This window comes from Alteromonas sp. HB246098, assembly GCF_054890645.1.
The window spans coordinates 205,177-229,883 of sequence record NZ_JBTZUG010000004.1 but is presented as its reverse complement, the minus strand read 5'-3'; the positions used below and the strand labels follow the sequence as shown (position 1 = coordinate 229,883).

Below are 24,707 nucleotides of genomic sequence, written 5' to 3'. Positions count from 1 at the left end.
TTATTGTGCATCCTCTTGATGATGACGGTGTTGCATTTGAGGCATTGTGTGATGCTCGCCAGTTGCGGCATTTTCTGGCTTGCTGTAGAAATCCATAGATCCGTGATCTTTCATGTACTTCATCACGATGTCGTGAAAAAGGCCTTCACTAACGTTGCTGTAGTAAGTCACAGGATTGTTTTCACTTGGTTTGGCTAGCTGCTCATAAGAAGCCGAAGTTAACGGTGTTTGTGCTTGCTTTACGCTTGCAACCCAATCGTTAAAGTCGCCCTCGGTAGGTGTGGCGATAGCGTTGAATTTCATTCCCGTAAAGCCCGCTCCACTGTAGTTTGACGAAATACCTTTATACGTACCAGGCTCGTCTGCGATAAGGTGAAGCTTAGTTTCCATACCAGCCATGGAATAAATCTGACTTCCTAACTGAGGAATGAAAAACGAATTCATAGTGCTTTCAGAAGTGATTTTAAACGCCACAGGTTTATTAGCGGGAAACACCAATTCATTGACCGTTGCAATACCTTGTTCAGGGTAAATAAACAGCCATTTCCAGTTGAGCGATACCACCTCAACAGTAAGGTGTTCTCCTTTGCCTTCTAGAGGCGAATAGGGGTCGAGCGCATGTGTCGAGCGCCATGTTATTACGCTTAATGAAATGACAATTAAGATTGGAATAGACCATACAATGGCTTCTATCTTCGTTGAGTGTGCCCATTTAGGGGTGTAAATTTCAAAGTCGCGGCTAGCACGATATTTCCACGCAAAGTAAAGCGTAAGCACAATAACGGGAACAACAACAATCAGCATCAGAATGGTACAAAGAATAATAAGATTCTTTTCATCCATGCCCACTTGCCCTTTCGGGTCAAGCACGCCACCGCTGCAACCGGCTAACGTAAGCCCAGCACCAGCAACAATCAAAGTAAAAAGGTTACGAATAGACAAAACAAGTTCCTATAACCCACAAGTTAAACGGCGATGACTGAGCAGTTCGGGAAGGAACTACGGGTTTACAGCATCGAAAAACGCACCAAAAGTGGCGTTATTACGCTTAAAGCGCAGCACTCATGGTGTCTAATAAATCGGAGACGTTTAACTAAAAAACGGGGGCGCTCGGCTGCCAACCGTTTGAACAAAAGGCTGAGGAAGTGTAGGGCAAAGGTAAGGGATAGGCTGGCGCTGTTTTGTTATTTGCGCCTTTGCTATAGCCGTGGCTTTAACCAATAAACCGACTAATACCAACGCGATAGTGGGAACGATAAATTGTGAAAGCGTGTGATTAGCAAGTGCAATAACGAAAGGCTCGAAAACCAAGCTTTCATTAAATGCACTGACAAACTCTGTAGCGTCGGCCATGGTGCCACTAATAACTAGCGCAACATTCAGCAACAGCACCATATTAGCCAACCACAGCATAGCGCCTACACCATTGGTGTAGTTTACTGCAGGTCTAATTAGTGAATTCAATTCGCTTAAAAAAGCGAAAGAACGTGGTGCCATAGTAAGTAGTATGCCTCATAAAAATGCACTAGTTACCTACTTCAAAGATGAAGCAGGCGTAGCAGGTTAAAGGCAATTTTTATCGAGCACAAGTCACTCGTTGATTACTCTCAAGCTATTCTCTTTGCATTTAAATGAAAGATTTTCCATTTATTTAACATGTGAGGATTACTCTTCCAAATTATGCAGTCTGCTTTACTTACGCTGTACCTTTTGTCTTTAGGCATTTCATGATCATTTAACGTGAAACTTGCTTCTTCTTGAAAGAAAGCAATGTAAATTTTTCGTTTATAAAAACTAAGCAAAACATAGAACGCTGGAAAGTTTATAATGCGTTAAGCTTCCGATAAATACGATGAAACACACAAGGTTTTTCTAGTTGGCTATAGGCATGTTCTCAATACGCCAAAGCATGTACAACATCGCTTGGTATATGCCTTTGCTATATACCAACTTTATGTATATAGTAATGCTATATACCAACTAAGGGGTGTAAAAATGACGACAGCTAAAATTTTTATGAATAACCGCTCTCAAGCAGTTAGGATGCCCGCAGAAGCACGATTTGAAGAATCTGTTAAAGCAGTCAATGTTCGAGTTGTAGGTAAGGAAAGAGTATTAAGCCCTATTGAAAATACTTGGGATAGCTTTTTTGAATCAAGCAATTCAGTAACAGGTGATTTTATGAATGAAAGGGCGAGCCAAGAACAAACTGCTCGAGAAAGTTTTGATGATTAAGTACCTACTAGACACTAATATTTGTATTTATGTGATCAAGAATCGTCCTTTGGAAGTTTTATCAAAATTCAATGATTCAGCGGGCAGAATGGCTATTTCATCAATTACATTAGCTGAACTTTTACATGGATGTGAGAAAAGCCAAAAAGTTGAACATAATACCAGACAAGTAGAAGATTTTTGCTCTAGGCTTGAAGTTCTTGAGTATGGCAATAATGCGGCGCAACATTATGGTTCAATTAGAGCCAATTTGGAAAAGTCCGGCCAAATGATTGGTGTAAATGACCTACATATCGCGGGCCATGCGCGTAGCTTAGGGTTGACCGTTGTTACTAACAACGAACGAGAGTTTCATCGGGTTAAAGGGCTACTTGTAGAAAATTGGATATCTTAATTTGAACAACTGTCTAGTAAAGTATGGTCGATTCAAAGCCTTGTTAACAGCACATTTCAACAAGAACGTGAGATAGGAGGACAGAACAAAACTGATACAATTATTACCAATATCATCTAATTTTCACTCAAAAAATCTCTAGCCTTTTAAATATCAGACTAATGGCATCTCTCCCCCTCCTACCGGACTTGCGGGGTTATCAAAACAACATAATGAGTTGCGTACAAGTTACAACTGGGTATATACATCTGAAGACAACAGAACCATTCAACTATCGCAGTCTGACCTCTCATGCGGACGGATATTCAAAGGGCAATGGTGCATTGGTGGCAGGTTTTACTGTGATGCGCAGAACCTACCCCAAGTTGTCAGAAGGACTATCACGATTAATGGAGAGCCCTGCGTTGAGCTTGATTACAAGTCGATGCACCCTCGCCTTCTGTATCATTTATCAGGCGCAGAAGGTCCGAGTGACTGTTACTACATCGAGGGACTAACAAGAGACAAAGTGAAAAAGATAGCCTTAATTGCGACCAGTACCAGCAGCAAAAACCAAGCATTCAGAGCAGTATCTTTCCACCTTAAAGTCGACGCCAAAGAGGCAGGAAGCCTTCTTGGGATGTTTGAAGCTAGACATAAGGCTATTGCAGATTCACTTTACTGCAATGCTTGGCAAACGCTTCAGAATATCGACAGCAAGATTGCAAATGATGTTATGGATTCATTAACGCGAGAAGCTATACCAGTGATTCCTTTACATGACAGCTTTATCGTTCCTGCGTCGAAGGCTCAGCAGTTGCAGCAAGCAATGTACGAACAGTATGAAGCTAACACGGTCATGACAGCCTTTATCGCCTGATAACACCTACGGGAAAGGACTCCAAGGTTGACTTGATTTTGTATTGGCAAACCACTTGTATTAAGGTTGGCAGAAGGACGAGCAGACAAGGATTACAGCTATGGACTTAATTGAAGCTCTACCGAAAGACTATGGGCACATCATTACCTATGCCCTGATTTTCGTAGCCATATCGTTACTGGTGTTTACACTCTTAAAGTCTCGCGAACTAAAGTCAGAGCTCAATAAAGTCAAATCTCATCTCCAAGACTCAAAGCAGAGAACCACAGAGCTACTTGAGAAGTACCAACCGATAAGCTCTATTGAAGCTCGTGTGACGGAGCTTAACGCCGAGTCAGAAGCAATCACATCAAACCTCCAGACGCTTCGGGCGTCTTATGCGACTAAACGAAAGCTATTTGATGAACTTGAAAGAGAGCTGGCTGTATTTGATGAAAAAATTGAGCTGTCTACATTGGGGTACTATGAACCTCACTTCGACTTTGGAACTTCAGACAGATTCAAAGCTGAGATTACTGCTGTGCGAGAGCAGCAGAAAGATATGCTGAAAGCCAAACAAGCGGCCGTTTGCCATACTGAGTGGAAAGTTAATAACAGTGCCAGAGAAGGTCAGACGATGACAAACCGAGCACTTAAACTAACGCTGAGAGCTTTCAATAACGAATGTGACGCAGCAGTATCAAACGTAAGATGGAATAATATCCGCAGAATGGAAGAGCGCTTATCTAAAGCGAGAAATGCAATAGACAAGCTCAATAAGTCTAACAACATCCAAATCACAGAACCCTATTTCCAACTCAAGTTGCAAGAGCTCAGGCTAACTTATGAATATGCTGAGAAGCTCAGACAAGAGAAGGAAGAACGAGCAGAAGCGAAGCGCCAACTCAGAGAAGAACAACAGCTAATAAAGGAACAAGAGGCAGCGGCAAGAGAACAGCATAAATACGAAGAGCTTGTTGCTAAGGCCAATGCTAAAGCCAATAAAGCTACTGGTGACGAGCTGGAGCGCTTAAAGTCTGAACTTGAAGAACTTGAGGCACAACTGAACGAGGCCAGAGCAAAATCAGAACGGGCTCTATCGATGGCACAACAAACCAAATCTGGTTACGTCTATATCATCAGTAACATCGGTTCGTTTGGTGATGGGGTATTTAAAATCGGTATGACTAGAAGACTGGAGCCCCTAGACCGTGTGCGTGAGCTTGGGGATGCCAGTGTGCCATTCACATTTGACGTCCATGCTCTTATTTATTCTGAGGATGCGCCTGCACTTGAAGCTGAACTGCATCGTCATTTCAATGAACATCGACTCAATCTAGTAAACAACCGTAAAGAGTTTTTCAGAGTAGATTTAGATGAACTGAAGGTCAAACTTGAAGAGTTAAAGCCTGATGTAGATTTTCTGACTGATGCTGAAGCTCAGGACTATCATCAAAGCCTTCTGATATCGAAAGAAGCACAAACCTATCATGAATCGAAAGTAGAGCGCTTACCAGACGAGATATAAGGTTCAAATGAAAAAGGCGCTGAGTGTTAACCCAACGCCTTTCTTTTGGCTTCTTTTCTGTCCTACATCACTGTCTACATTTGCGTCTACTTTTATGCATACATCACATGTAAGGCATTGATTTAAAAGGACTAGACGAGAGCAGCTTTGATTACATCATGCCGCCCATTCCGCCCATGCCGCCCATATCAGGCATTGCAGGTGCGTCTTCTTTAGGTAGTTCAGCTACCATTGCTTCAGTTGTGATCATTAGTGAAGCAATTGAAGATGCGAACTGAAGTGCAGAGCGCGTTACTTTAGTTGGGTCAAGGATACCCATCTCTAGCATGTCGCCGTAAGTGTCGTTACCTGCGTTGTAACCGTAGTTACCTTCGCCGTTCTTCACTTCGTTAACTACTACAGATGCTTCTGCACCTGAGTTGATAGAGATTTGACGTAGAGGCGCTTCCATTGCACGTAGTGCAAGCTTAATACCTACTGTTTGGTCGTCGTTGTCGCCAGTTAGGTCAGCAAGTTTAGCTGCTGCGCGAACTAGTGCTACACCACCACCAGGTACCACACCTTCTTCAACCGCTGCGCGAGTTGCGTGTAGTGCATCTTCTACGCGGTCTTTCTTCTCTTTCATTTCAACTTCAGTTGCTGCACCAACTTTAATTACTGCAACACCGCCAGAAAGCTTAGCTAGACGCTCTTGAAGTTTCTCTTTGTCGTAGTCAGACGTAGACTCTTCAATTTGACCTTTGATTTGAGCACAACGGCCTTCAATCGCTTCTTGGTCGCCGTTACCGTCAACAACTGTTGTGTTGTCTTTGTTGATAACTACGCGCTTAGCAGTACCTAGGTCTTCAAGCTGAACTTTTTCAAGGTCTAGACCAATTTCTTCAGAGATTACTGTACCGCCAGTTAGGATAGCGATGTCTTGAAGCATTGCTTTACGACGGTCACCGAAACCTGGTGCTTTAACCGCTGCAACTTTAACAATACCGCGCATGTTGTTAACTACTAGTGTAGCAAGCGCTTCGCCTTCAACATCTTCAGCGATGATCATTAGCGGCTTACCCGCTTTCGCTACGCCTTCAAGGGTAGGAAGTAGTTCGCGGATGTTAGAAATCTTCTTGTCAACCAATAGGATGAACGGGTTGTCTAGTTCAACAGTACCGTTTTCTTGGTTGTTGATGAAGTATGGAGATAGGTAACCGCGGTCGAACTGCATACCTTCAACAACGTCTAGTTCGTTTTGAAGTGCCTGACCTTCTTCTACAGTGATAACACCTTCTTTACCTACTTTTTCCATTGCTTGAGCAATGATATCGCCAACTTCTGCATCAGAGTTTGCAGAGATAGTACCTACTTGAGCAATAGACTTGCTGTCTGCACAGTCAGTAGAAAGGGCTTTAAGTTCTTCAACTGCTGCCGCTACCGCTTTGTCGATACCGCGCTTAAGATCCATTGGGTTCATACCCGCTGCAACGCTCTTAAGACCTTCAGTTACGATTGCTTGCGCAAGTACAGTAGCAGTAGTAGTACCGTCACCCGCTTCGTCGTTCGCTTTAGACGCTACTTCTTTTACCATCTGAGCGCCCATGTTCTCGAACTTGTCTTCAAGCTCGATTTCTTTCGCTACAGACACACCATCTTTAGTGATAGTAGGTGCACCGAAAGACTTGTCTAGAACAACGTTACGGCCTTTTGGACCTAGTGTTACTTTAACTGCGTTAGCTAGTGTGTTTACGCCTTTTAGCATTTTGCTGCGAGCGTCATCACCAAAACGTACTTCTTTAGCTGCCATGATTAAATTCCTCTAAAATTCGTTTTAACGTTAGTTGTAATTACTCAACAATCGCTAGAATGTCGCTTTCGCTTAGGATTAGTACTTCTTCACCATCCAGCTTTTCTGTTTTAACGCCGTAACCGTCGTTGAAAATAACGGTGTCGCCTACTTTAACGTCTAGCGCTTTAACTTCGCCGTTCTCAAGAATGCGACCGTTACCTACTGCGATTACTTCGCCGCGTGTAGATTTTTCTGCTGCAGAACCAGTCAGAACGATACCGCCTGCAGATTTGCTTTCTTGCTCTGCGCGCTTAAGGATTACGCGGTCGTGTAAAGGACGAATTGCCATTTTCAAGTCTCCTGAAAATTCCACTATTCAAATGAATGTAATTATCGACATTCAGACTATCTAAACGTCGCGTGTTTAAGGTTGCTCATTGCTGAGCAGTTAAAATCGTTTCTGCACGGATAGATGGGGTAGTACCCAGATAACTTCAAGGGTTTTTAAGCAAAAAAATGTAAAAAATTTGGTTTTTTCGCTAAATACTTATTTTTACTAGGCAAGTGAAGGCCGTTTATCGCGGTAAACGGCGCTCATAACCTGATGGAAAGGGTGTTTAGGCTCGCTATTTTAAGCGCTTATCTGGGTCGTTGGTGGTGTGATCAGTGTACTCACCTTCAAACACATCACCATCGTTATTGTGTGAGCGAGAACGCTCATCGAAAGGACTTTGTCCAAACGGTGACTGACCTTGACCGAAACCTGAAGCTCCCGGCCCCATTCCCGGAGCAACAACGCGCATTTTCATATGCTTACTTACCTGGGCGGCAAAGAAGTGACGTGAGCCCGGCATTGCTAAAAGGAAACCGAAGATATCGGTAATAAAGCCTGGCGTCACAAGTAAGATACCCGCAACTACTAGCATTAGGCCTTCAACCAACTCTTTACCCGGCACTTCATTTCGCTGCATTTTTTCTTGTGCCGTTTGCAGCGTACTTACGCCTTCGCGCTTAACAAAGTAAGCACCAATAAAGGCAGAAAGAATAACCAAGCCAACGGTATTCCAACCACCAATTACGCTACCCACATTAATTAGCAACGCAATCTCTAAAATAGGTAATAGGGCAAACAGTATAAATAAAACCCGCAAAATGCTTCCTCTTTCATGTATTCATAACCTGTTATAAGGTCTTTGTACGTAATAACAAGAAAAGGTGCCCATCCTTTCGCTTAAATAGCCACGTAAAGCGACCGATAACGACCTCGATATACGTTAGCTATGAAAGAATAGAGTGCTGATTCGGGTCTATTACACATCGACTCATTAGCAAAGTAACAGGCGCGAAAAAGTAGGAAACGTTTATGACAATAAAGCTTGTACTGTGTACCACACCCGATGAAAAGACTGCGCAATTAATTGCTAGTACCCTCGTTGAAGAAAAGCTTGCCGCCTGCGTGAATGTTATTAAAGGTATAGAGTCGGTTTATGAATGGCAGGGTAAAATAGAGACCGACACTGAATGTCAGCTACTCATTAAAACGAATACACAAAATGTATTACAGGCCTTTGATAGAGTAAGCGAGTTGCATCCGTACGATGTCCCTGAATGGCTAGAACTTAATGCTGAGGCTAGCAGCGCTTACGGTCAGTGGTTACAAACCACGCTACAGCGCTAGTTTAAACGTAATTCCTAATAAAAATAACGATAACGCAAAATAGATAAAAATGAACTGTAACTTTATGACTTTACCTTCTTTCTCATCAGGCAATGTATCAGCTTCGCTGTTCCGGCGCTTTACTGCTTATGTTCTCTCAGCGTTTTGTTTAATGACGCTGTTAAGCACGTTCGCATTGGCTCAGGTGCCCAATGCCTTTGACGATCCGTTCGTGGATGAACCCCAGTTTTTAGATGTAGACCAAGCGTTTGCGTTCGACTTTAACCAAGAAGACGATGTGCTTACGGTAAGCTTCGATATTGCCAACGGCTACTACCTGTACCTAAAGCAGTTTAAGTTTGTGGCGAAACAAGCCGAAATTGGCGAGCCTGAGTACCCAAATGGGGTTATGATTCAGGATGAGTTTTTTGGCGAGTCTGAAGTGTTTTACAACGGCGTATCTATTACTTTGCCCATAGAATCAGCACTCAGTGACGGCATAGTAAAAATTCGCTATCAAGGCTGTGCTGACGCAGGGCTTTGCTACCCGCCAACAGTGAAAGTCGTGTATTTAAATGAAGTGGGAAGCAGTGCAGTTGCTGAGACAGATACGGCCTCAGAACCAAATAACGCAGCAACTTCTTCACAAAGCGAGCAGTTCGATTTAGCGCAAAGGCTAATCGATAAAGATAACCTTGCGCTCACTTTAGCTCTATTTTTTGCACTAGGCGTAGGCTTAGCCTTTACACCTTGCGTATTCCCGATGTATCCCATTGTGTCGGGCATTGTGATTGGTCAGGGCAAGCCTAAAACCGCATCGCATTCATTCTGGCTAACCTTTGTTTACGTTCAAGGTATGGCGATCACATACTCACTGCTTGGATTAGTGGTTGCGGTAGCCGGCGCGCAGTTTCAAGCTGCGCTTCAACACCCTGTAGTACTCGGCGTATTCATTGTGCTATTTGTGGCGCTGGCCGTTGCTCTGTTTGGTGGCTTTGAAATTCAGCTGCCAGCAAAGTATCAAGAAAAGCTCACTCACATGAGTAACAATCAAACACCCGGCAGCTTTGCAGGGGTGTTTATTATGGGTGTATTGTCTGGTCTTATCGCTTCACCCTGCACTACTGCGCCGCTAACCGGCATATTGCTATTCATCGCTCAAACTGGCGATATGACGCTAGGTTTTGTTTCGCTTTACTTGTTAAGCATAGGTATGGGCGTACCGCTCATTCTGTTCGGCATGACGGGCGGTAAGCTGCTACCTAAAGCAGGTAACTGGATGAATGTGGTTAAAGTTACCTTTGGCTTTATGATGCTTGCCGTGGCCATTGTGTTTATTGAGCGTTTATATAATAGCCCTGCCACTGGCTTCCTATGGGGATTGCTTGGTTTCGGTTTGTTCGGCTATTACTGGGCACTTAACCGCGCCAGCAAAAACTCACTGATGAAGCTTGTACGTGCTGTTGTGGTTGCAATAGGCATTATGGGAAGCGCTGGCCTTACCTATCAAGCAGGGCTAAACACAGGGCTTTGGGGCGAACATGCTGATGGTGTTCACGCAGGGCACCCAGACTTTGTTGTTGCGCGAGATTTGACAGACTTACGTAATAAAATTGCGGCGGCTAACGCACAAGGTAAAACCGTGATGGTCGATTTGTACGCCGACTGGTGCGTTGCCTGTAAGGAATTTGAAAAGTACACCTTCCCAGACGAGCAAGTGATATCTGCGCTTAGCAATACAGTATGGATGCAAATGGATCTTACCGATAACACACCAGAACGTCAGGAGATTTTTGACACCTTCACTGTGCTAGGCCTGCCAACCATTTTGTTCTTTGACAAAAACGGCGACGAGCTAACCAAAGCCCGTGTCACCGGGTTTATGAAAGCAGAGGCCTTTGCTAGTCACGTTAACCAGTGGCTAAACAATGGATCTGACGTTAATGATGCTCAAAGTGGTCGCTTGGACTAAGGCGCTTCGATTCGAGACCTTTCCTCTTCTCATATGGCGAGCGGTGCGAGGCGCCGCCTTCTGAGAGTGCAGCATGCTGCGGTTTCACAGGCAGCAAATAAGCAAACTTTCCAATAAACTTTGCGCCGAAAACACCTGATTAGACCAGTATTTTGCTGCTAAATCTTTATCTATCACTATAATCATCAGTTAACACAATAAACGAGCAAATAAATTGGCTTTTTTTCGTGCAACCGTCACAAAATTTTGTTGAAATGGCAATAACAGTGACATTTTCCCGAAGATAGCAGCAAACTAGATGAATATTTTGATATTAAACGGTCCTAACCTAAATATGTTAGGGCAAAGAGAACCCGACAAATACGGCACACAAACCTTGCAAGACATCGTAGATGATTTGCAGGCGCAGGCCGCGTCAAGCAACGTGACCTTAACGCATTTTCAGTCAAACGCTGAGTTTGAACTGATCGACCGCGTACATGCTGCTATGGGAACTGTTGATGCCATTATTATTAACCCTGCTGCCTTCACGCACACCAGTGTCGCCCTTCGCGATGCGTTATTAAGTGTCAATATCCCGTTTATTGAAGTGCATTTGTCGAACGTTCACGCTCGTGAACCTTTTCGTCATCATTCTTATTTTTCTGATGTTGCAGCTGGCGTCATTGTTGGCCTTGGTGCCATGGGCTATTCGCTCGCGTTGACTGCAGCAATCAATTTACCGAAATCGCCAAAATAGAGCAGAGACAGAACATGGATATTAGAAAGATTAAAAAACTCATCGAACTAGTGGAAGAATCTGGCATTGCCGAGCTAGAGATCACTGAAGGCGAAGAGTCTGTACGCATCCACCGTGGTCCAACAGGTGTTCAAGCGCCAATGAACTACAGCTTTGCAGCACCAGCGGCACCGCAAATGGCCCCTGCGCCAGCTGCCGCTGCAACAACAGCGTCAGAAGCGCCTGCTGCAGAGCCAGCTCAGCCAGACGGTCACGTTGTTAAGTCTCCAATGGTAGGTACGTTCTACCGTGCATCTTCACCAACGGCAAAACCATTTGCAGAAGTTGGTCAGCAAGTAAAAGTTGGCGACACGCTTTGTATCGTTGAAGCGATGAAGATGATGAACCAAATCGAAGCAGACAAAGCAGGTGTGGTTAAGGCAATACTGGTTGAAAACCAAGACCCTGTAGAATTCGACCAGCCAATGTTCATCATTGAATAAGCGAGTGCTTACCTATGCTAGATAAAGTACTTATTGCTAACCGAGGCGAGATTGCCCTACGTATTTTGAGAGCCTGTAAAGAACTGGGCATCAAAACCGTAGCTGTGCACTCGACTGCGGATAAAAACTTGAAGCACGTGTTGCTAGCTGATGAATCAATTTGTATTGGTAAAGCATCGGCAACCGAAAGCTACCTTAATATACCGCGCATTATCGCTGCGGCAGAGGTCACAAATTCAATCGCTATTCACCCTGGCTACGGTTTCCTAGCGGAAAACGCAGACTTTGCTGAAGCGGTAGAAAAGAGCGGCTTTATTTTCATTGGTCCTAAAGCTGAAACTATTAACCTGATGGGTGACAAAGTTTCTGCTATTAACGCTATGAAAAAAGCTGGCGTTCCTTGTGTACCTGGTTCAGACGGCCCGCTAACCGACGACGCTGAACGCAACAAAGCGATTGCAAAGCGCATTGGTTACCCAATCATCGTTAAAGCTGCGGGCGGCGGTGGTGGTCGTGGTATGCGCGTAGTTCGCAGCGAAAGTGAACTGGTAAAAGCCATTGAGACCACACAAGCGGAAGCTGGCGCAGCTTTTGGTAACGCAACGGTTTATATGGAAAAATTCCTTGAAAACCCGCGCCACGTAGAAATTCAGGTATTAGCCGATGGACAAGGCAACGCCATCCACCTAGGTGAGCGTGACTGTTCAATGCAGCGTCGCCACCAAAAAGTGGTTGAAGAAGCCCCGGCGCCGGGTATTTCTGAGCAAATGCGTGCAAAAATTGGCGATCGCTGCCGTAGAGCCTGTATCGAAATTGGTTATCGCGGAGCAGGTACTTTCGAGTTCCTATATGAAAACGGCGAGTTCTATTTCATTGAAATGAATACCCGTATTCAGGTAGAGCACCCTGTATCTGAGATGATCACAGGCGTTGACCTTATTAAAGAGCAGCTTCGCATTGCAGCCGGTCAGCCACTGTCAATTGATCAGTCTCAAATTCAAATTCGTGGCCACGCTATTGAATGTCGAATTAACGCAGAAGATCCACAAACCTTTATTCCTAGCCCTGGTCCTATCGATATGTTCCATGCGCCAGGTGGTTTAGGTATTCGTTGGGAGTCGCATATTTACGCGGGCTACCACGTACCTCCTTACTACGATTCAATGATAGGCAAGCTTATCACTTACGGTGAAAGCCGCGACGAAGCGATTGCTCGTATGCGCCACGCCCTTGAAGAAATTGTGGTTGAAGGCATTAAAACGAATATCCCTCTTCAACGCGCCATTATGGCAGATGAAAACTTCTTCGCAGGTGGAACCAACATCCACTACCTAGAGAAGAAGCTAGGTTTAGCCTAAATCCCCCTTTGGGCTACACAGTATCTTTCGTGTAGCCCAATTTTCTTCCTTCGCTATTCGCTATTCGCTATTCGCTATTCGCTATTCGCTATTCGCTATTCGCTATTCGCTATTCGCTATTCGCTATTCGCTATTCGCTATTCGCTATTCGCTATTCAGTACATTCTAATTTTCCGATTACCACAATCAATTTTTAACGTTTTTCCTATTTAAAAACTGACTCTATACTGCATACAAGTTTTAAGACATCTCCCTGAGTTTTAATACTGTTGTGTGTTTACCCTTATTGGAGTCCCACTCCACTTATTGCCGGCATCCCTGCCGGCTTTTTTTTGCCTTTTACCCATTACATTGCAATTTATTTGCGCCAATTAATTAGATTTAATGTATAAACTAATTAGTCATGCCGCGTAGGGTTTAATAAGTGCGAAAACCGGTTTTTCTTGTTTTACCACTCATCATTGTTACTGGAACTGACGCTCTTGCAGAGCCAATATCGCCTTCCTTCTCACAGAAGCTAGACATTCAAGTTCGATACGATGAACGTTCTAATCGCCCTAGCAGAGAGCAATATCGACTGCGCTATTACCCATCGGTGGTGCTAACTTCTGCATGGTCGCTAAACAGCTTTGTTGTTACGGGCGATGACTTCTCATCAAGTCATAATACGTTCGGCAGCGATAACACCGATTATCTCTATGCAAGGCGACTTTATTTAAGGCACGAAAACGATTACGGCAAAACCGAGCTAGGTATTATTCCAACTTACAAAGGGCGTGTTTCTTCCACCGGCTTATCAAAAGACGGTTGGATAACCGGGGTACGTCACGTTAAGCAAATAGCAAACGACACCGTCATTGAAGTGGTTGTTGGCCAACTTGCTAACGCAGAAGCATCTGAGGCCTTTAACATTGGCGGAGAAGATGGATATTTCGAAATAGAGTACTCAGCAAAAATGGGGCAACGCCACAGTTATGAGGCCAGCTTTGAAAAAATGCTCGGCGGTACATTTGCCCGTGCAGAATATCGGTTTCGAGTAAACGATGAAGATACTGCGTTTATTGAATTGGTGCAGCGTATTGATGAAAGTGCCGCGAAAGTCGTTGTAGGAACTAGCGGCGAATTTGCAGCCAGTGCGTTTAACACGTCATATCCTATAGAATATTTCGCATACTATTCCTATATAAACAGCGACTTTGGCGAACGCGCTGAACTAATTGAAGATTTCTTGGGAACAGGTCACGGAGGCTCGCTGGAATTTAGCGGCGTATTGTCTGAAAAGCATGATGTGGAATGGTTTGTTAGAGTGGATGTTGTAGATAGCGTGAGTCGGTTACTGGCCGGCGTAAAGCTTTCCTTTGAGAGTTGAGTGTCCGACGCTCTTCAGCGCCTTAACACAACCGGTAGCACGAGAACGGCTAAGCCAAATAAAAAAAGCCCATCAAACGATGGGCCAAACAGCAAGAACGCGTACACACTTTAACAGTGCATAATAGGTTACGGGCTGGTCTGCCAATACGTTCAATTATTATAGATTACGTATTTTTAACCTAGCCCACTTTCATCGAGTTATTGGTTTTACTAAAATCAAGCGAGTTAATTTAGTTAGGATTATTAGGTCCATTACTAAAAAACGAAAAGTTTTACCCGCAATAAAAAGGTGTTCTTGTGCCAAGCCGCTACGCTCAGTTCAAAGAAAAGCTTCCCATTTCTCGACTTTCTGACGAAGTGCTTCTTGCATTTCGGGTCTTATTCGATGCTCCACTTGATATTGTAGACTTAGCGCAAGATATTGCAGATTTGGCGATATACCCTGAACGCTTAAAAGAGAGTTACAGGAAAGAGTGGGAGGCTTATGTTCTTAAAGCACTTGCTTTTGAAATAAGGCAGCACGACGGTTTATCCACCGCCGAGTTTATAGAACTTATGATGAGCAAGGTTGAAGCATTGCAGCAAAATGATGAAACCTACCAAAACCTTTTACGTCAGGTTCACCATGCGAAGAGCATTCTGCAATCAGAAAACACGGTTGTCTTCCCAACGCCTTTGCGCCAAGAGCTAACCGCGTTTCTTCTACCCATTACGACTATCTCTGCACCTAAGAAATAGCCACAGCATTACATTTTTTAAAAAGCTCAAGGTTCTCGAAAATAAAAATAAATCGCTACTTGTTGGCACTCTTGTATTTGTACTGAGATGGGCAGTAACCTCTATCCACACCTTCTGGGCGCAAGCTCGCGTGTTTAGTTTTTCTACCCGACACGCGCTCACGCCAGTTTTTAAAGGTTTTCTGTTTAAGGTTTTTACGCATAAGCTTTATCACGTCTTTTTCCGGCAGCCCGTATAAACGTTCAATTGCTTCAAACGGCGTGCGATCTTCCCACGCCATTTCAATAACTCGTGATTCTTGTTCTTCAGTTAATGCCATGTTTTACATCTCAATATGCACGTTATAACTCAACTCAATACTGAGTTTACGCGCATTTTGTTCAGTGCCCATATGCTAAAAAGTCTAATAACAACGTTATTCATTCGCTGACAGACTCGTTAATTCATCATCTTTCTCAAACGCCAGCTTTAACAACTCGGCAGCAGCTTTGGCATCACTTAACGCGCGGTGGTGCTGCTCCATTTCAATATGGAAGTGCTTAGTTAGGTTAGCCAAGGAGTACGAAGGCAACCCGGGATAAGTACGGCGCATTTCGCGAACAGTGCACATTTTTGGTCGCCTGAAGTTCTGCTCTAGTCGCGCAAACTCTTGTTTAATGAAGCCATAGTCAAAGTTCACGTTATGGGCAACAAACACAGCGTCTTCAGTAAAGCGCGCCACCTGTTCTGCAACTTCAGCAAAAAGCGGCGCGTCTGCCACCATCTCGTCTGAGATACCGGTAAGGCGGGTTATATTACTAGGAATTCTACGCTGCGGGTTCAATAAGGTTTGAAACCTGTCTACCTCTTTACCGCCAACAAGTTTCACCATACCTATCTCGGTAATGCGGTTATAGTTGTTGTTGCCACCTGTGGTCTCTATATCTACCACAACATAAGGCTGTGCAGGGTCGCGTATCCATTTTACGGTTGTTACCGCAACATCAAAACCAGCTTGCTGCAAACGCTGAATAGAAACCAATTGGTTACGGCGAAGCTGATCGCCCGGCGCTTTTATCTCTTCAAAGCGAAGCGCGCCATCGAACACCATAATATCGGGGAAGCCATCGCGAAGGCTTTCAAAATCTCTACACATCATGCGAAGTAAAGCATAAATGAAATCTAGTGAACCATGCTCAATTAGCGCTTCTATAGGCGTAAGCAAATGGCTAGACCACATAAACAGGCTGTTCACTTTACCGTAGTGCATTGTAGCCATTTTATGAATGTGAAAGCGCAGTTTCTCTTTGCTATCAAGGGCAAGCAGCAGTGCTTCAATACTTTGCTCAAACTTGGCGTAAAAGTTATTTTGCTTAAGCGATAATGGCCTGCGATCGAACTCAGTAACCAGCGTATCTTCTTCGTAAAGTTGCTTCCAAAAAGTAAGACCGAATAAACTTCGCCACAAACGGTTTTCTGTGCGCCAGCCTTCTACGCCTTGCCTTGCATAATGGGCCAATACGCCGCGTTCTACCTGCTGATTTTGGCTTACATCAATATCTAACGACCGGCTTGCATTTCGCAGCATATCGGTAACGGTACTGGTACGCTTTTTATGGTATTTACGGGCATAAAAATCTTCGGCGAACGCCAATAGCGTATCAGATTGAGGATTATCAATAATGCCCTCAAGAGCTTGTTTGACGTCATCTTCTTGTCCGTCTTTATAGCTCTCTCTTAGCCACTTTTCCTTTGCTTTATCGCTTTGCGCTAGTTTTAAAATGTCTAACCCTTTGGCCCTATCAAAAGCCAACACTTTAAGCCCAAGTGCATAAAGCAACTGGTCGCGATAGAAATTGGCTGACACACCTTCTGTAGCGGGGAAATCACTTTCCGCTAAGGCAAGTAACATATCATTGTTATAAAAGGCTAGCTGGCTATAGTGGTTGGCGTAAAACCAAGCGGCTTGCGCATCGCTTTTACTTTCAAAGCGTGCAGTATCGGTTACCGAATCGGAGCGGGTTCTCATTACACCGAGATCGCGCATAGAAAACTGATTCAGACGGCTTTTGGTATTACCGAAATAGATAAAGAGCAAATAGCGAAGCGCATTATCAAATAGACACACTAAATAGTTGTTTAGCGAAAAGCTCTCTGGCCAGCCTCTAGCACCGATATGTTCATTAAGTAACGTCACGAGTTTAGGCTTAGTGAGAGACGCCAGCCCCTGCGTACTGCCGTATTCAGCAAGAAGCGCCAACAACGCGTCTTTGGTTAGAACGCCGGCGATATCATTAAGCGACGCGTTCGAAAGGTCGCCAAACCACCCGCTACCAATGAGACAATCTATTTGTGCTTGCGGCTCGGTTATTTCGCCGTAGTTAAACTGGGTTCTGTCAATAACCGCATACTTGCGATTTGCAGCGCGTACCACAATACATTTTTTGTCATCGTCTAATGCGTTAAAACGCTCGACAAAATCAGCTGCCTCATCACTCAAAAGCATGCTGTTCGCACCTTCAAAGAACTTAAGGAACTCGTGAAAATGTGTGAGGTAATAACGTGGCGGTAAATCTTTTCGCATGAGGTATCTTTGGCTATGAAAACACCAATAGTGTATATTTATACAGCCTAGTTAATCAAATTAAATCCATATCGAATGTATTTAAAGTCTACTGGCCGGTATTAGACCAAGCCATTTATTAAACACGAACTCTCTGTTTAGACACCCACTGAAAGAACGTTGAAAGCTGCTCGTCATTTAGTAAACGTTGTAAATTGAAGTAGTGCTTGGCCAATGTCATCTCATCATAAAAGCGATGTATGCCGCTATGACATTGCCTACAAATATAAATACCGTCCTGCAGTTCGGCTTTGCTGAAGTGCTTTTTGAAATAGGTGCGCCGATGCATTTTTTTTGGAATAAGATGATGATAAGTAAGGCGCGTTTCTCTATTACAACACGGGCAGTTTCCTACTTTATTTGCCACACCATCACCTCTATTCATTCACCTTGCTGCTGTTTATTCGGGCTAATTATTAAGCCTTTCATTTAATAATGGCTATTGCGATTGCCTCAGCGCGTTCTTTTCATAAACAACGGGGTATTTTGCTAAAGAAAATCCACTCGTCTTAGCATTACGTAATAAACACTATTCGTGATTAACAAGGCAATGAAATATGAGCTTAACCCGTTCCATGGGCTTCTCCTGCCCTTACTGTATGGCGCCTAACGACGTTGAGATAGATGAGGTTAACGATGTAGGTCAAGTCCAAGTACTCGACTGTCAGGTGTGCTGCCAACCCATAGAGTTGACCACTTATCAGCATGGTGACGACATTCAAATTGAGGCAGAACGAGAAAATGACTAAGCAGTTTACACGCAGCGATATAGATGCGCTTGCACAGCGATACCGAGCTAATCTAGTCAATAGCTTGTCTGGCTTTAAGTCGGCTACGTTAGTGGGTACCACAAACGGAAACACCAACAATTTAGCCATTGTAAGCTCTATCGTTCATGTGGGTGCTAACCCGCCACTTATAGGCATGATAATGCGCCCACATACTGTGGTACGAGATACCCTTAGCAATATAAAGCAACAGGGCTTTTACACGCTAAATCACGTGTCGACTGATTGGCTAGACAAAGCGCACCAAACGTCTGCTCGCTACGCTCCAGATGAGAGCGAATTTGAAGCAGTGGGTTTAACGCCGCAGTTTAGCGAGTCATTTAGTGCTCCGTTTGTTAAAGAAAGTGAAATCAAGATGGGCTTAAAGGTGGCGCAACATTTAAAACTGCTTAACGAAACCGAAATGGTTATTGGAGAAATTCAAGAGCTTCATATGCCAGAGAACGTTATTGATGCAGATGGATACGCCGATATAGAAAAAGCAAACACTGCCTGCATCTCTGGTTTAGATAGCTATCATAGCACTACGCGTGTTGCACAATTTGCCTACGCAAAACCCGGAGTCCCCCTAGCTAAAAAATGAACTTTTAGCAGATAGAAGGGTCTGATAATTATAATCAGGTATTATTACTCTGAAGTTTATTTAATCTAGATCAAGTGAAAATAAGACATTTCGTTCGATCTTTTTTCAAAAAGAGATAGTATTTAAACATTACACAAAACCTGCCTCATTGGGCAGGTTTTTGCGTTTAAGGTACTGAATAAAAAAGAATCATTATCGTTTCTATCTCTTAAGGAGAATGTTATGAAATCTGTAAATCGCCGTGACTTTTTAAAACTGTCTGGCTCTACAGTTATCGGTCTTACATTAGGTGGTGTAGCGTTACGTGCACAAGCTCAAGAACAATTGAGCGCTGATGACCCAACTGCGAAAGCATTAAACTACACACCGTCTTCAACCGTTGAAGGTGCAAAATGTGCAAACTGCATGTACGTGCAGGGTGCCGATGGCGAACAATATCGCCCTTGTAACATTTTCCCTAACAAGCTGGTTAACGCTGATGGCTGGTGTAGCGCTTGGGTTAAAAAGCCAGGCTAAATAATCACTCGCAGCTACATAAATAGCATACGTAAATAGCAAAAGCCCCCGATAATTATCGGGGCTTTTTAGTTTCAATACTGCTTAACAAACTTCACATTCAAACCAAACGCTTTTATCTAGCGACTCTCATTTAGTCCATTCTGGATGCCCTTTAGGCTCGGGTCATCAAAACGTGTAGGTAAAAGACCTGGCTTAATAAAAAAGCCATGTTTAGCTTCAAAGACTTTGCCTATCTTTAGCACTTCTTCATCTTTCCACTTAGCACCGATAAAGCTAATGCCTACTGGAAGGCCTTTCACTTCACCCGCCGGTACTGTGAGATGTGGATAGCCGGCAACAGCGGCTAAATAGCCTATACCAATGAAACCAGCCGGCGAATGGTCGCCATACACACCGTCGATTAAAAATGAAGGGCTGTTTGAAGGCGCAACTAATACATCGACATTGTGTTTTGCTAGCAATGCGTCAATACCGTTTTTGCCCGCTGTATCTTGAATAAGGCGAAGGGCGCTTTGATATGCTTCGCTATCAATAGGCGCCGCGTCTAGCGACTTTTCAAAAATATCTTGGTTGAATAACGCTAGCTCTCGCTCGGTTTGGTTGTTAAAAGCAATAAGCTCAGATAGATTTCTTGCAGGGAGCTCTGCTGGCGACCCCGACAAATATTCGTTGATGCTGTGGTGGAACTCGCTGAGTAAAACATTGTAAGAGTCGGCCCAGAAGGAATCAGGCTGAGAAAAATCACTAATATCCACCAGCGTAGCACCCGATGCTCTTAGCTGGTTTAGCGCACTTTCGTAGACTTTTAGTACGTGAGGGTTGTCGCCCTGGCGATACCTGACAACACCAATGCGTTTGCCTTTTAAATCTGTTGCCAGCATTTTCGATGAAGGCATGTTAGGTTGATGAGACGCTGTATTTTCAGTAGCACTATCGCTTGCATCTTCCCCAGCCATAACCGAAGTCATTAACCATGCGTCTTGAACGTTTGAGGTCATTGGTCCAGCCGTATCTTGGCTAAAGGAAATAGGTACAATGTGCGTTCTTGAGAGTAAACCAACGGTTGGTTTAAAGCCGACTACACCGTTAATAGATGCTGGGCAGATTATAGAGCCATTGGTCTCAGTACCTACGGCAAGTGATGCTAATCGAAGCGACATTGCTGCGCCCGAGCCAGACGACGAACCGCATGCGCTTCTTGATAATATGTGAGGGTTTCGAGTTAAGCCACCTACTGCGCTCCAACCGCTTATCGATGATTCAGAACGAAAGTTTGCCCATTCAGACAAATTTGTTTTACCTAAAATAATCGCGCCCGCTGCTTTTAGCTTCGCAACAATAGGGGCGTCTCGTCCGGTGTCGTTATTGATTAGCGCCATAGAACCTGCAGTTGTGGGCATTTCTGCGCTTTCAATATTGTCCTTTAGCAATACTGGAATACCGGCTAACGGGCCTAATTCAGCTCCACTGGCAAATTGTTTATCGATTGATTTAGCTTCAGCTAAGGCATTGGGGTTTAGCGCTAAGACACTATTTGTCTTTTTATCTAACTCACCAATACGAGCTAAATACCCGCTCACAAGCTCTGCCGATGTAATATCGCCTTGAGCAATAGCTTGAGCCTGCAGGTATGCTGGCTCATCTAGCCACCTTTCATTATCGCTATCTTCATAGTGCGATTGCGACACGCAGGCGGTACACAGCAAGGTTACAGCCAGTAAATACCACTGTTTCAACATAGAGCTTTTCCTTAACGCATTGTTTTTGTGAGAACGTTCTTATGCCATGACCTCTGTACCAACGGGCCTTATCTACGATTAGGTAAAAAGTGACGGACATAAAAGTATTGCTACGTTTGATATACGTTGAATCAAAAATGGTTCACTGTCTACACGATAAAATACGTATTTACAGTTTGGCGGGCGCCTTTGGCAGTTTGTGAAGCAGATTATCAAGCTGATATTCATCGAGCAGTAATTGATACCGACCATCTGCAATAAAGCGATGAAGGGTTGCATTAAACTCTGCTCTCAGCTTTGGGTTAGGTATAGCCGCGCGATATATTGAGATAGGAAACAACTCATGGAATTCTGTTTCCTCTTTATCATAGGCGCTGTTTTGAGACTTGAAGTAGTTGAAAATGTTTCTATCTAAAACAATCGCGTCCACATGACCCAGCATGAGCATATCGACCTGACGGTCTTGCCTTGCCATTTCCATATACATCGGCTCTAGCGCTAATACTTGCTTGAACTCTTCACCTAATACCGATTGCGCCGTTTGAAACCCAATGACACGCTTTCCTTTGAGATTACTGACTTCGCTGATAACAAAGTTATTTTGCGTTTTTGTCACAACAACATTTTGATAAATAATGTATGGGTCGGAAAGAACAGAATCATCCACATTGTGCGCAGCGCTTTGTGTAAGGCCTATATCCACAGTACTATCTTTTAGAAGCCGAGCAGTACGCCCAAATGGAACATAGATGGGCGAAAGCGTATGCCCCATTTCTGCTAATATGGCTCTTACCAGGTCAATTTCAAAACCGCTGTGTTTTTGTGAAATAACATAGGGAGGCTTATTCCAGCCAACCACTACGTCTAATTCACGGGCTTTAGTAGGCAAAGCAATGGCAACAGCACACAAAAAAGGGATAAGAATACGCATAAAACTCCGGTTAACTTTACAATCGAACCGCACTGATAACTACTATAGGCGCATTATTGATTCATACTAGTGGACAAAAGACTAAGGCACTAAAGCCTCACTGATACAGAAAATGGTGCCTATTGTTGCCGCTTTTCGCTTGCTTTCATTTTGTTTAACGCCAAGCAAAGGTACAATAACTCTCAAAGGTCCCAACGAACGATAAATATGGCTTGGCTACAACTTCGAATTAATACTTCTTCTGAATACGCGGAATCAATAGGTGACATGCTAACTGCAAATGGCTCGCAGGCGGTTACCTATGTTGACGCGAAAGACACCCCAATGTACGAACCCAAGCCGGGTGAAGTGTTACTGTGGCCAGACACACAAGTAGTGGGTTTGTTTGAAGCAGATGCGGATATGAAAGGTATTCTGCAGCGCCTAGGTAAGGCGAAGGTGCTTGGTCCAGACTTCAAATACAAGCTAGAGCCGCTTGAAGACAAAGACTGGGAACGTGAATGGATGGATAACTTTCACCCCATGCAGTTTGGCGAGCGCCTTTGGATCTGCCCTAGCTGGCGTGATGTTCCAGACCCTGATGCCGTTAACGTGATGTTGGACCCGGGCCTTGCTTTTGGCACAGGTACGCACCCTACTACTGCACTTTGCCTACGTTGGTTAGACGGCATAGATATGACAGATAAAACTGTGGTCGATTTTGGCTGTGGTTCAGGTATCTTAGCCCTTGCTGCATTAAAGCTAGGCGCGAAGCGTGTTATAGGTATTGATATTGACCCGCAAGCCCTTCAAGCGACAAAAGAAAATGCGCGCCGCAATGGCGTTGAAGACCGCCTAGATGTGTATTTACCGGAAGACCAACCCGAGCTAGAAGCTGATGTAGTTATGGCAAATATACTGTCAGGCCCATTACTAGAACTTCAAAGCGTCATTACTAACTATTGCAAAAAAGACGGCTTATTAGTGCTTTCTGGCATACTGGCGGAACAAGTTACTCGAATTGAAGACGCTTATGCGAGCGATATTACGCTTGAGCCCAGCGCCATTGACGGAGAATGGGCGCGAGTGTCGGGCAAAAAACACTAAGCGCGATTGAAAAACTGACTAGACGGTTAATTAAACGTCTAGTCAAATTAGAACCTTTACGGTAAACCACCCCAATATTGCGACGAAAATTCATACAATAAAAATCGTCAGCGTCTAATTATTTGTTAAATTTTTTCACATTACAGCCCTTTCAAATCGGGGGCTGTAAGACCTTCGTACAATATTTAGTCTAAAAATCGGCGTTAGCTTACTAATGTGACAGATTTTTTTCACTGTCAAGACCACGAAGTGAAATTTTGTGTGATTTTTAGCCTTTTCAAGCCTTGCGAAAACACGTACACTTAGCGCCCCGTTTTAGCCGGGTGTATATTTTCTGTGCAGTTTTAGATGGCGAGCTATACATTTTACAATGCGAATTGGACCTTACGAGTTAGAAAACAATTTGATGTTGGCCCCCATGGCTGGCGTAACAGACAGACCGTTTCGCCAACTTTGTAAGCGCCTTGGTGCTGGGCTTGTTGTTTCAGAAATGCTTTCGAGTAATCCGAAGGTGTGGAACACAGCTAAATCACAAGCGCGTATGAATCATGAGGGTGAAGAAGGCATTCGCTCTGTACAGATAGCTGGGGCTGACCCTGAGCTTATGGCTCAAGCGGCACAATTTAATGTAGATAACGGTGCGCAAATCATCGACATCAACATGGGTTGTCCTGCTAAAAAGGTCAATAAGAAGCTAGCAGGTTCTGCGCTTCTTCAATACCCAGACACAGTGGAAGCGATTATTAAAGCAGTAGTTAATGCTGTAGATGTACCCGTGACACTGAAAATTCGTACCGGCTGGAACCCAGAAAATCGCAATGGGGTAGACATTGCCCGCATTGCAGAGCAAAACGGCATACAGTCGCTTGCTGTTCACGGCAGAACGCGAGCTTGTATGTATAAAGGAGAAGCTGAATACAGCACCATACGTCAAATAAAGGCGGCAATAGCAATTCCGGTTATTGCAAATGGTGACATTACTTCTCCAGAGAAAGCACAAGAGGTGCTGAATTACACCGGTGCAGATGGCGTAATGATAGGTCGCGGCGCGCAAGGTAAGCCTTGGATATTTAAACAAATCCAACATTATCTTGAAACGGGCGAGAACCTAGCACCACCGCCGCTGTCAGAGCAATATGAGATTTTGCACGAGCATGTAGCTAATGTGCAGGACTTTTATGGCGACATAGCCGGTGTAAGAATTGCCCGTAAGCACGTGGGCTGGTATCTCGCGGAGCACGATACGGATCGTCAGTTTCGTAAAACGTTTAACGCTATCGATGACGCGAATGAGCAACTCGATGCACTAAATGCATATTTTCAAGCGCTGCAGACACGAGAGACCCGACAGATCTCTCCCGCAGCATAGTGATGAC

26 protein-coding genes are annotated in these 24,707 nt (G+C 44.2%); 16 read left to right on the top strand and 10 right to left on the bottom strand.

Annotated features, from left to right (window positions below):
• Positions 1–942 carry a ubiquinol oxidase subunit II gene (cyoA, locus tag ACYTPF_RS10990; RefSeq protein ID WP_131136875.1) on the bottom strand — a complete coding sequence of 314 codons (942 nt, stop codon included), beginning with the start codon at positions 940–942 and terminating at the stop codon, positions 1–3.
• 147 nt (positions 943–1,089) lie between these two features.
• On the bottom strand, positions 1,090–1,497 hold the full coding sequence (locus ACYTPF_RS10985) for a hypothetical protein (RefSeq protein WP_461852233.1): 408 nt from the start codon (positions 1,495–1,497) through the stop codon (positions 1,090–1,092).
• A gap of 498 nt (positions 1,498–1,995) precedes the next feature.
• On the opposite strand from ACYTPF_RS10985, the gene vapB reads away from it, so the two are divergent.
• From vapB to ACYTPF_RS10965, 4 genes are all read left to right on the top strand, one after another.
• A complete protein-coding gene (gene vapB, locus ACYTPF_RS10980) occupies positions 1,996–2,235 on the top strand; it encodes a type II toxin-antitoxin system VapB family antitoxin (RefSeq protein WP_179984955.1) in 240 nt (79 codons plus the stop codon).
• Positions 2,228–2,629, top strand: a complete 402-nt coding sequence (gene vapC / locus ACYTPF_RS10975) for a type II toxin-antitoxin system tRNA(fMet)-specific endonuclease VapC (protein ID WP_269918994.1) — start codon at positions 2,228–2,230, stop codon at positions 2,627–2,629. The genes vapB and vapC overlap by 8 nt, the downstream gene beginning before the upstream one ends.
• A 217-nt stretch (positions 2,630–2,846) precedes the next feature.
• Positions 2,847–3,488, top strand: coding sequence for a hypothetical protein (locus ACYTPF_RS10970; RefSeq protein ID WP_461852232.1), 642 nt, complete (start codon positions 2,847–2,849; stop codon positions 3,486–3,488).
• 100 nt (positions 3,489–3,588) lie between these two features.
• Positions 3,589–4,995, top strand: coding sequence for a DUF4041 domain-containing protein (locus tag ACYTPF_RS10965; protein ID WP_461852231.1), 1,407 nt, complete (start codon positions 3,589–3,591; stop codon positions 4,993–4,995).
• Between the two features lie 151 nt (positions 4,996–5,146).
• Here ACYTPF_RS10965 and groL read toward each other — a convergent pair whose 3' ends face one another.
• The 3 genes from groL to ACYTPF_RS10950 all read right to left on the bottom strand — a co-directional run bounded on the left by groL (position 5,147) and on the right by ACYTPF_RS10950 (position 7,917).
• Complete coding sequence (gene groL / locus ACYTPF_RS10960; protein ID WP_136782534.1) at positions 5,147–6,784, bottom strand: chaperonin GroEL; 1,638 nt, start codon at positions 6,782–6,784, stop codon at positions 5,147–5,149.
• Positions 6,785–6,824: 40 nt separating this feature from the next.
• Entirely contained in the window at positions 6,825–7,115 is a 291-nt protein-coding gene (locus tag ACYTPF_RS10955; protein WP_012520088.1) for a co-chaperone GroES, read from the bottom strand.
• Between the two features lie 277 nt (positions 7,116–7,392).
• Positions 7,393–7,917 carry an FxsA family protein gene (locus ACYTPF_RS10950; protein WP_136782533.1) on the bottom strand — a complete coding sequence of 175 codons (525 nt, stop codon included), beginning with the start codon at positions 7,915–7,917 and terminating at the stop codon, positions 7,393–7,395.
• Positions 7,918–8,129: 212 nt separating this feature from the next.
• Between ACYTPF_RS10950 and cutA the strand changes: the two genes are divergently transcribed.
• From cutA to ACYTPF_RS10915, 7 genes are all read left to right on the top strand, one after another.
• Positions 8,130–8,444 (top strand): divalent-cation tolerance protein CutA, encoded by a 315-nt coding sequence (gene cutA / locus ACYTPF_RS10945; RefSeq protein WP_136782532.1) that lies wholly within the window; start codon positions 8,130–8,132, stop codon positions 8,442–8,444.
• A 64-nt stretch (positions 8,445–8,508) separates the two neighbouring features.
• Entirely contained in the window at positions 8,509–10,395 is a 1,887-nt protein-coding gene (locus ACYTPF_RS10940) for a protein-disulfide reductase DsbD (protein WP_461852230.1), read from the top strand.
• A 298-nt stretch (positions 10,396–10,693) separates the two neighbouring features.
• Positions 10,694–11,134, top strand: coding sequence for a type II 3-dehydroquinate dehydratase (aroQ, locus tag ACYTPF_RS10935; protein WP_179984969.1), 441 nt, complete (start codon positions 10,694–10,696; stop codon positions 11,132–11,134).
• A 14-nt stretch (positions 11,135–11,148) separates the two neighbouring features.
• A complete protein-coding gene (gene accB / locus ACYTPF_RS10930; RefSeq protein ID WP_015068439.1) occupies positions 11,149–11,616 on the top strand; it encodes an acetyl-CoA carboxylase biotin carboxyl carrier protein in 468 nt (155 codons plus the stop codon).
• 14 nt (positions 11,617–11,630) lie between these two features.
• Positions 11,631–12,974, top strand: a complete 1,344-nt coding sequence (gene accC / locus ACYTPF_RS10925) for an acetyl-CoA carboxylase biotin carboxylase subunit (RefSeq protein ID WP_118491308.1) — start codon at positions 11,631–11,633, stop codon at positions 12,972–12,974.
• Between the two features lie 424 nt (positions 12,975–13,398).
• A complete protein-coding gene (locus tag ACYTPF_RS10920; RefSeq protein ID WP_461852229.1) occupies positions 13,399–14,343 on the top strand; it encodes a hypothetical protein in 945 nt (314 codons plus the stop codon).
• A gap of 299 nt (positions 14,344–14,642) precedes the next feature.
• The gene (locus ACYTPF_RS10915) at positions 14,643–15,083 is read left to right on the top strand and encodes a hypothetical protein (protein ID WP_461852228.1); all 441 of its coding nucleotides are present in this window, start codon (positions 14,643–14,645) and stop codon (positions 15,081–15,083) included.
• A gap of 55 nt (positions 15,084–15,138) precedes the next feature.
• Here the strand turns inward: ACYTPF_RS10915 and ACYTPF_RS10910 are convergent, their stop codons facing one another.
• From ACYTPF_RS10910 to ACYTPF_RS10900, 3 genes are all read right to left on the bottom strand, one after another.
• A complete protein-coding gene (locus ACYTPF_RS10910; RefSeq protein WP_179984972.1) occupies positions 15,139–15,402 on the bottom strand; it encodes a TIGR03643 family protein in 264 nt (87 codons plus the stop codon).
• A gap of 96 nt (positions 15,403–15,498) precedes the next feature.
• Positions 15,499–17,646 carry an exonuclease domain-containing protein gene (locus tag ACYTPF_RS10905; RefSeq protein ID WP_461852227.1) on the bottom strand — a complete coding sequence of 716 codons (2,148 nt, stop codon included), beginning with the start codon at positions 17,644–17,646 and terminating at the stop codon, positions 15,499–15,501.
• Between the two features lie 118 nt (positions 17,647–17,764).
• Positions 17,765–18,052, bottom strand: a complete 288-nt coding sequence (locus ACYTPF_RS10900) for a hypothetical protein (protein ID WP_461852226.1) — start codon at positions 18,050–18,052, stop codon at positions 17,765–17,767.
• Between the two features lie 190 nt (positions 18,053–18,242).
• On the opposite strand from ACYTPF_RS10900, the gene ACYTPF_RS10895 reads away from it, so the two are divergent.
• The 3 genes from ACYTPF_RS10895 to ACYTPF_RS10885 all read left to right on the top strand — a co-directional run bounded on the left by ACYTPF_RS10895 (position 18,243) and on the right by ACYTPF_RS10885 (position 19,572).
• Positions 18,243–18,434 carry a CPXCG motif-containing cysteine-rich protein gene (locus tag ACYTPF_RS10895; RefSeq protein ID WP_105932532.1) on the top strand — a complete coding sequence of 64 codons (192 nt, stop codon included), beginning with the start codon at positions 18,243–18,245 and terminating at the stop codon, positions 18,432–18,434.
• Positions 18,427–19,056 (top strand): flavin reductase family protein, encoded by a 630-nt coding sequence (locus tag ACYTPF_RS10890; protein ID WP_461852225.1) that lies wholly within the window; start codon positions 18,427–18,429, stop codon positions 19,054–19,056. The genes ACYTPF_RS10895 and ACYTPF_RS10890 overlap by 8 nt, the downstream gene beginning before the upstream one ends.
• Positions 19,057–19,278: 222 nt before the next feature.
• A complete protein-coding gene (locus tag ACYTPF_RS10885; RefSeq protein ID WP_118491294.1) occupies positions 19,279–19,572 on the top strand; it encodes a high-potential iron-sulfur protein in 294 nt (97 codons plus the stop codon).
• A 119-nt stretch (positions 19,573–19,691) separates the two neighbouring features.
• On the opposite strand, the gene ACYTPF_RS10880 is transcribed toward ACYTPF_RS10885, so the two are convergent.
• Positions 19,692–21,314, bottom strand: coding sequence for an amidase (locus ACYTPF_RS10880; protein ID WP_461852224.1), 1,623 nt, complete (start codon positions 21,312–21,314; stop codon positions 19,692–19,694).
• A gap of 169 nt (positions 21,315–21,483) precedes the next feature.
• On the bottom strand, positions 21,484–22,245 hold the full coding sequence (locus ACYTPF_RS10875; protein ID WP_461852223.1) for a substrate-binding periplasmic protein: 762 nt from the start codon (positions 22,243–22,245) through the stop codon (positions 21,484–21,486).
• Between the two features lie 207 nt (positions 22,246–22,452).
• Between ACYTPF_RS10875 and prmA the strand changes: the two genes are divergently transcribed.
• On the top strand, positions 22,453–23,331 hold the full coding sequence (gene prmA / locus ACYTPF_RS10870) for a 50S ribosomal protein L11 methyltransferase (RefSeq protein WP_179984979.1): 879 nt from the start codon (positions 22,453–22,455) through the stop codon (positions 23,329–23,331).
• Between the two features lie 370 nt (positions 23,332–23,701).
• The gene (dusB, locus tag ACYTPF_RS10865) at positions 23,702–24,700 is read left to right on the top strand and encodes a tRNA dihydrouridine synthase DusB (protein WP_461852222.1); all 999 of its coding nucleotides are present in this window, start codon (positions 23,702–23,704) and stop codon (positions 24,698–24,700) included.
• Positions 24,701–24,707 lie beyond the last annotated feature (7 nt).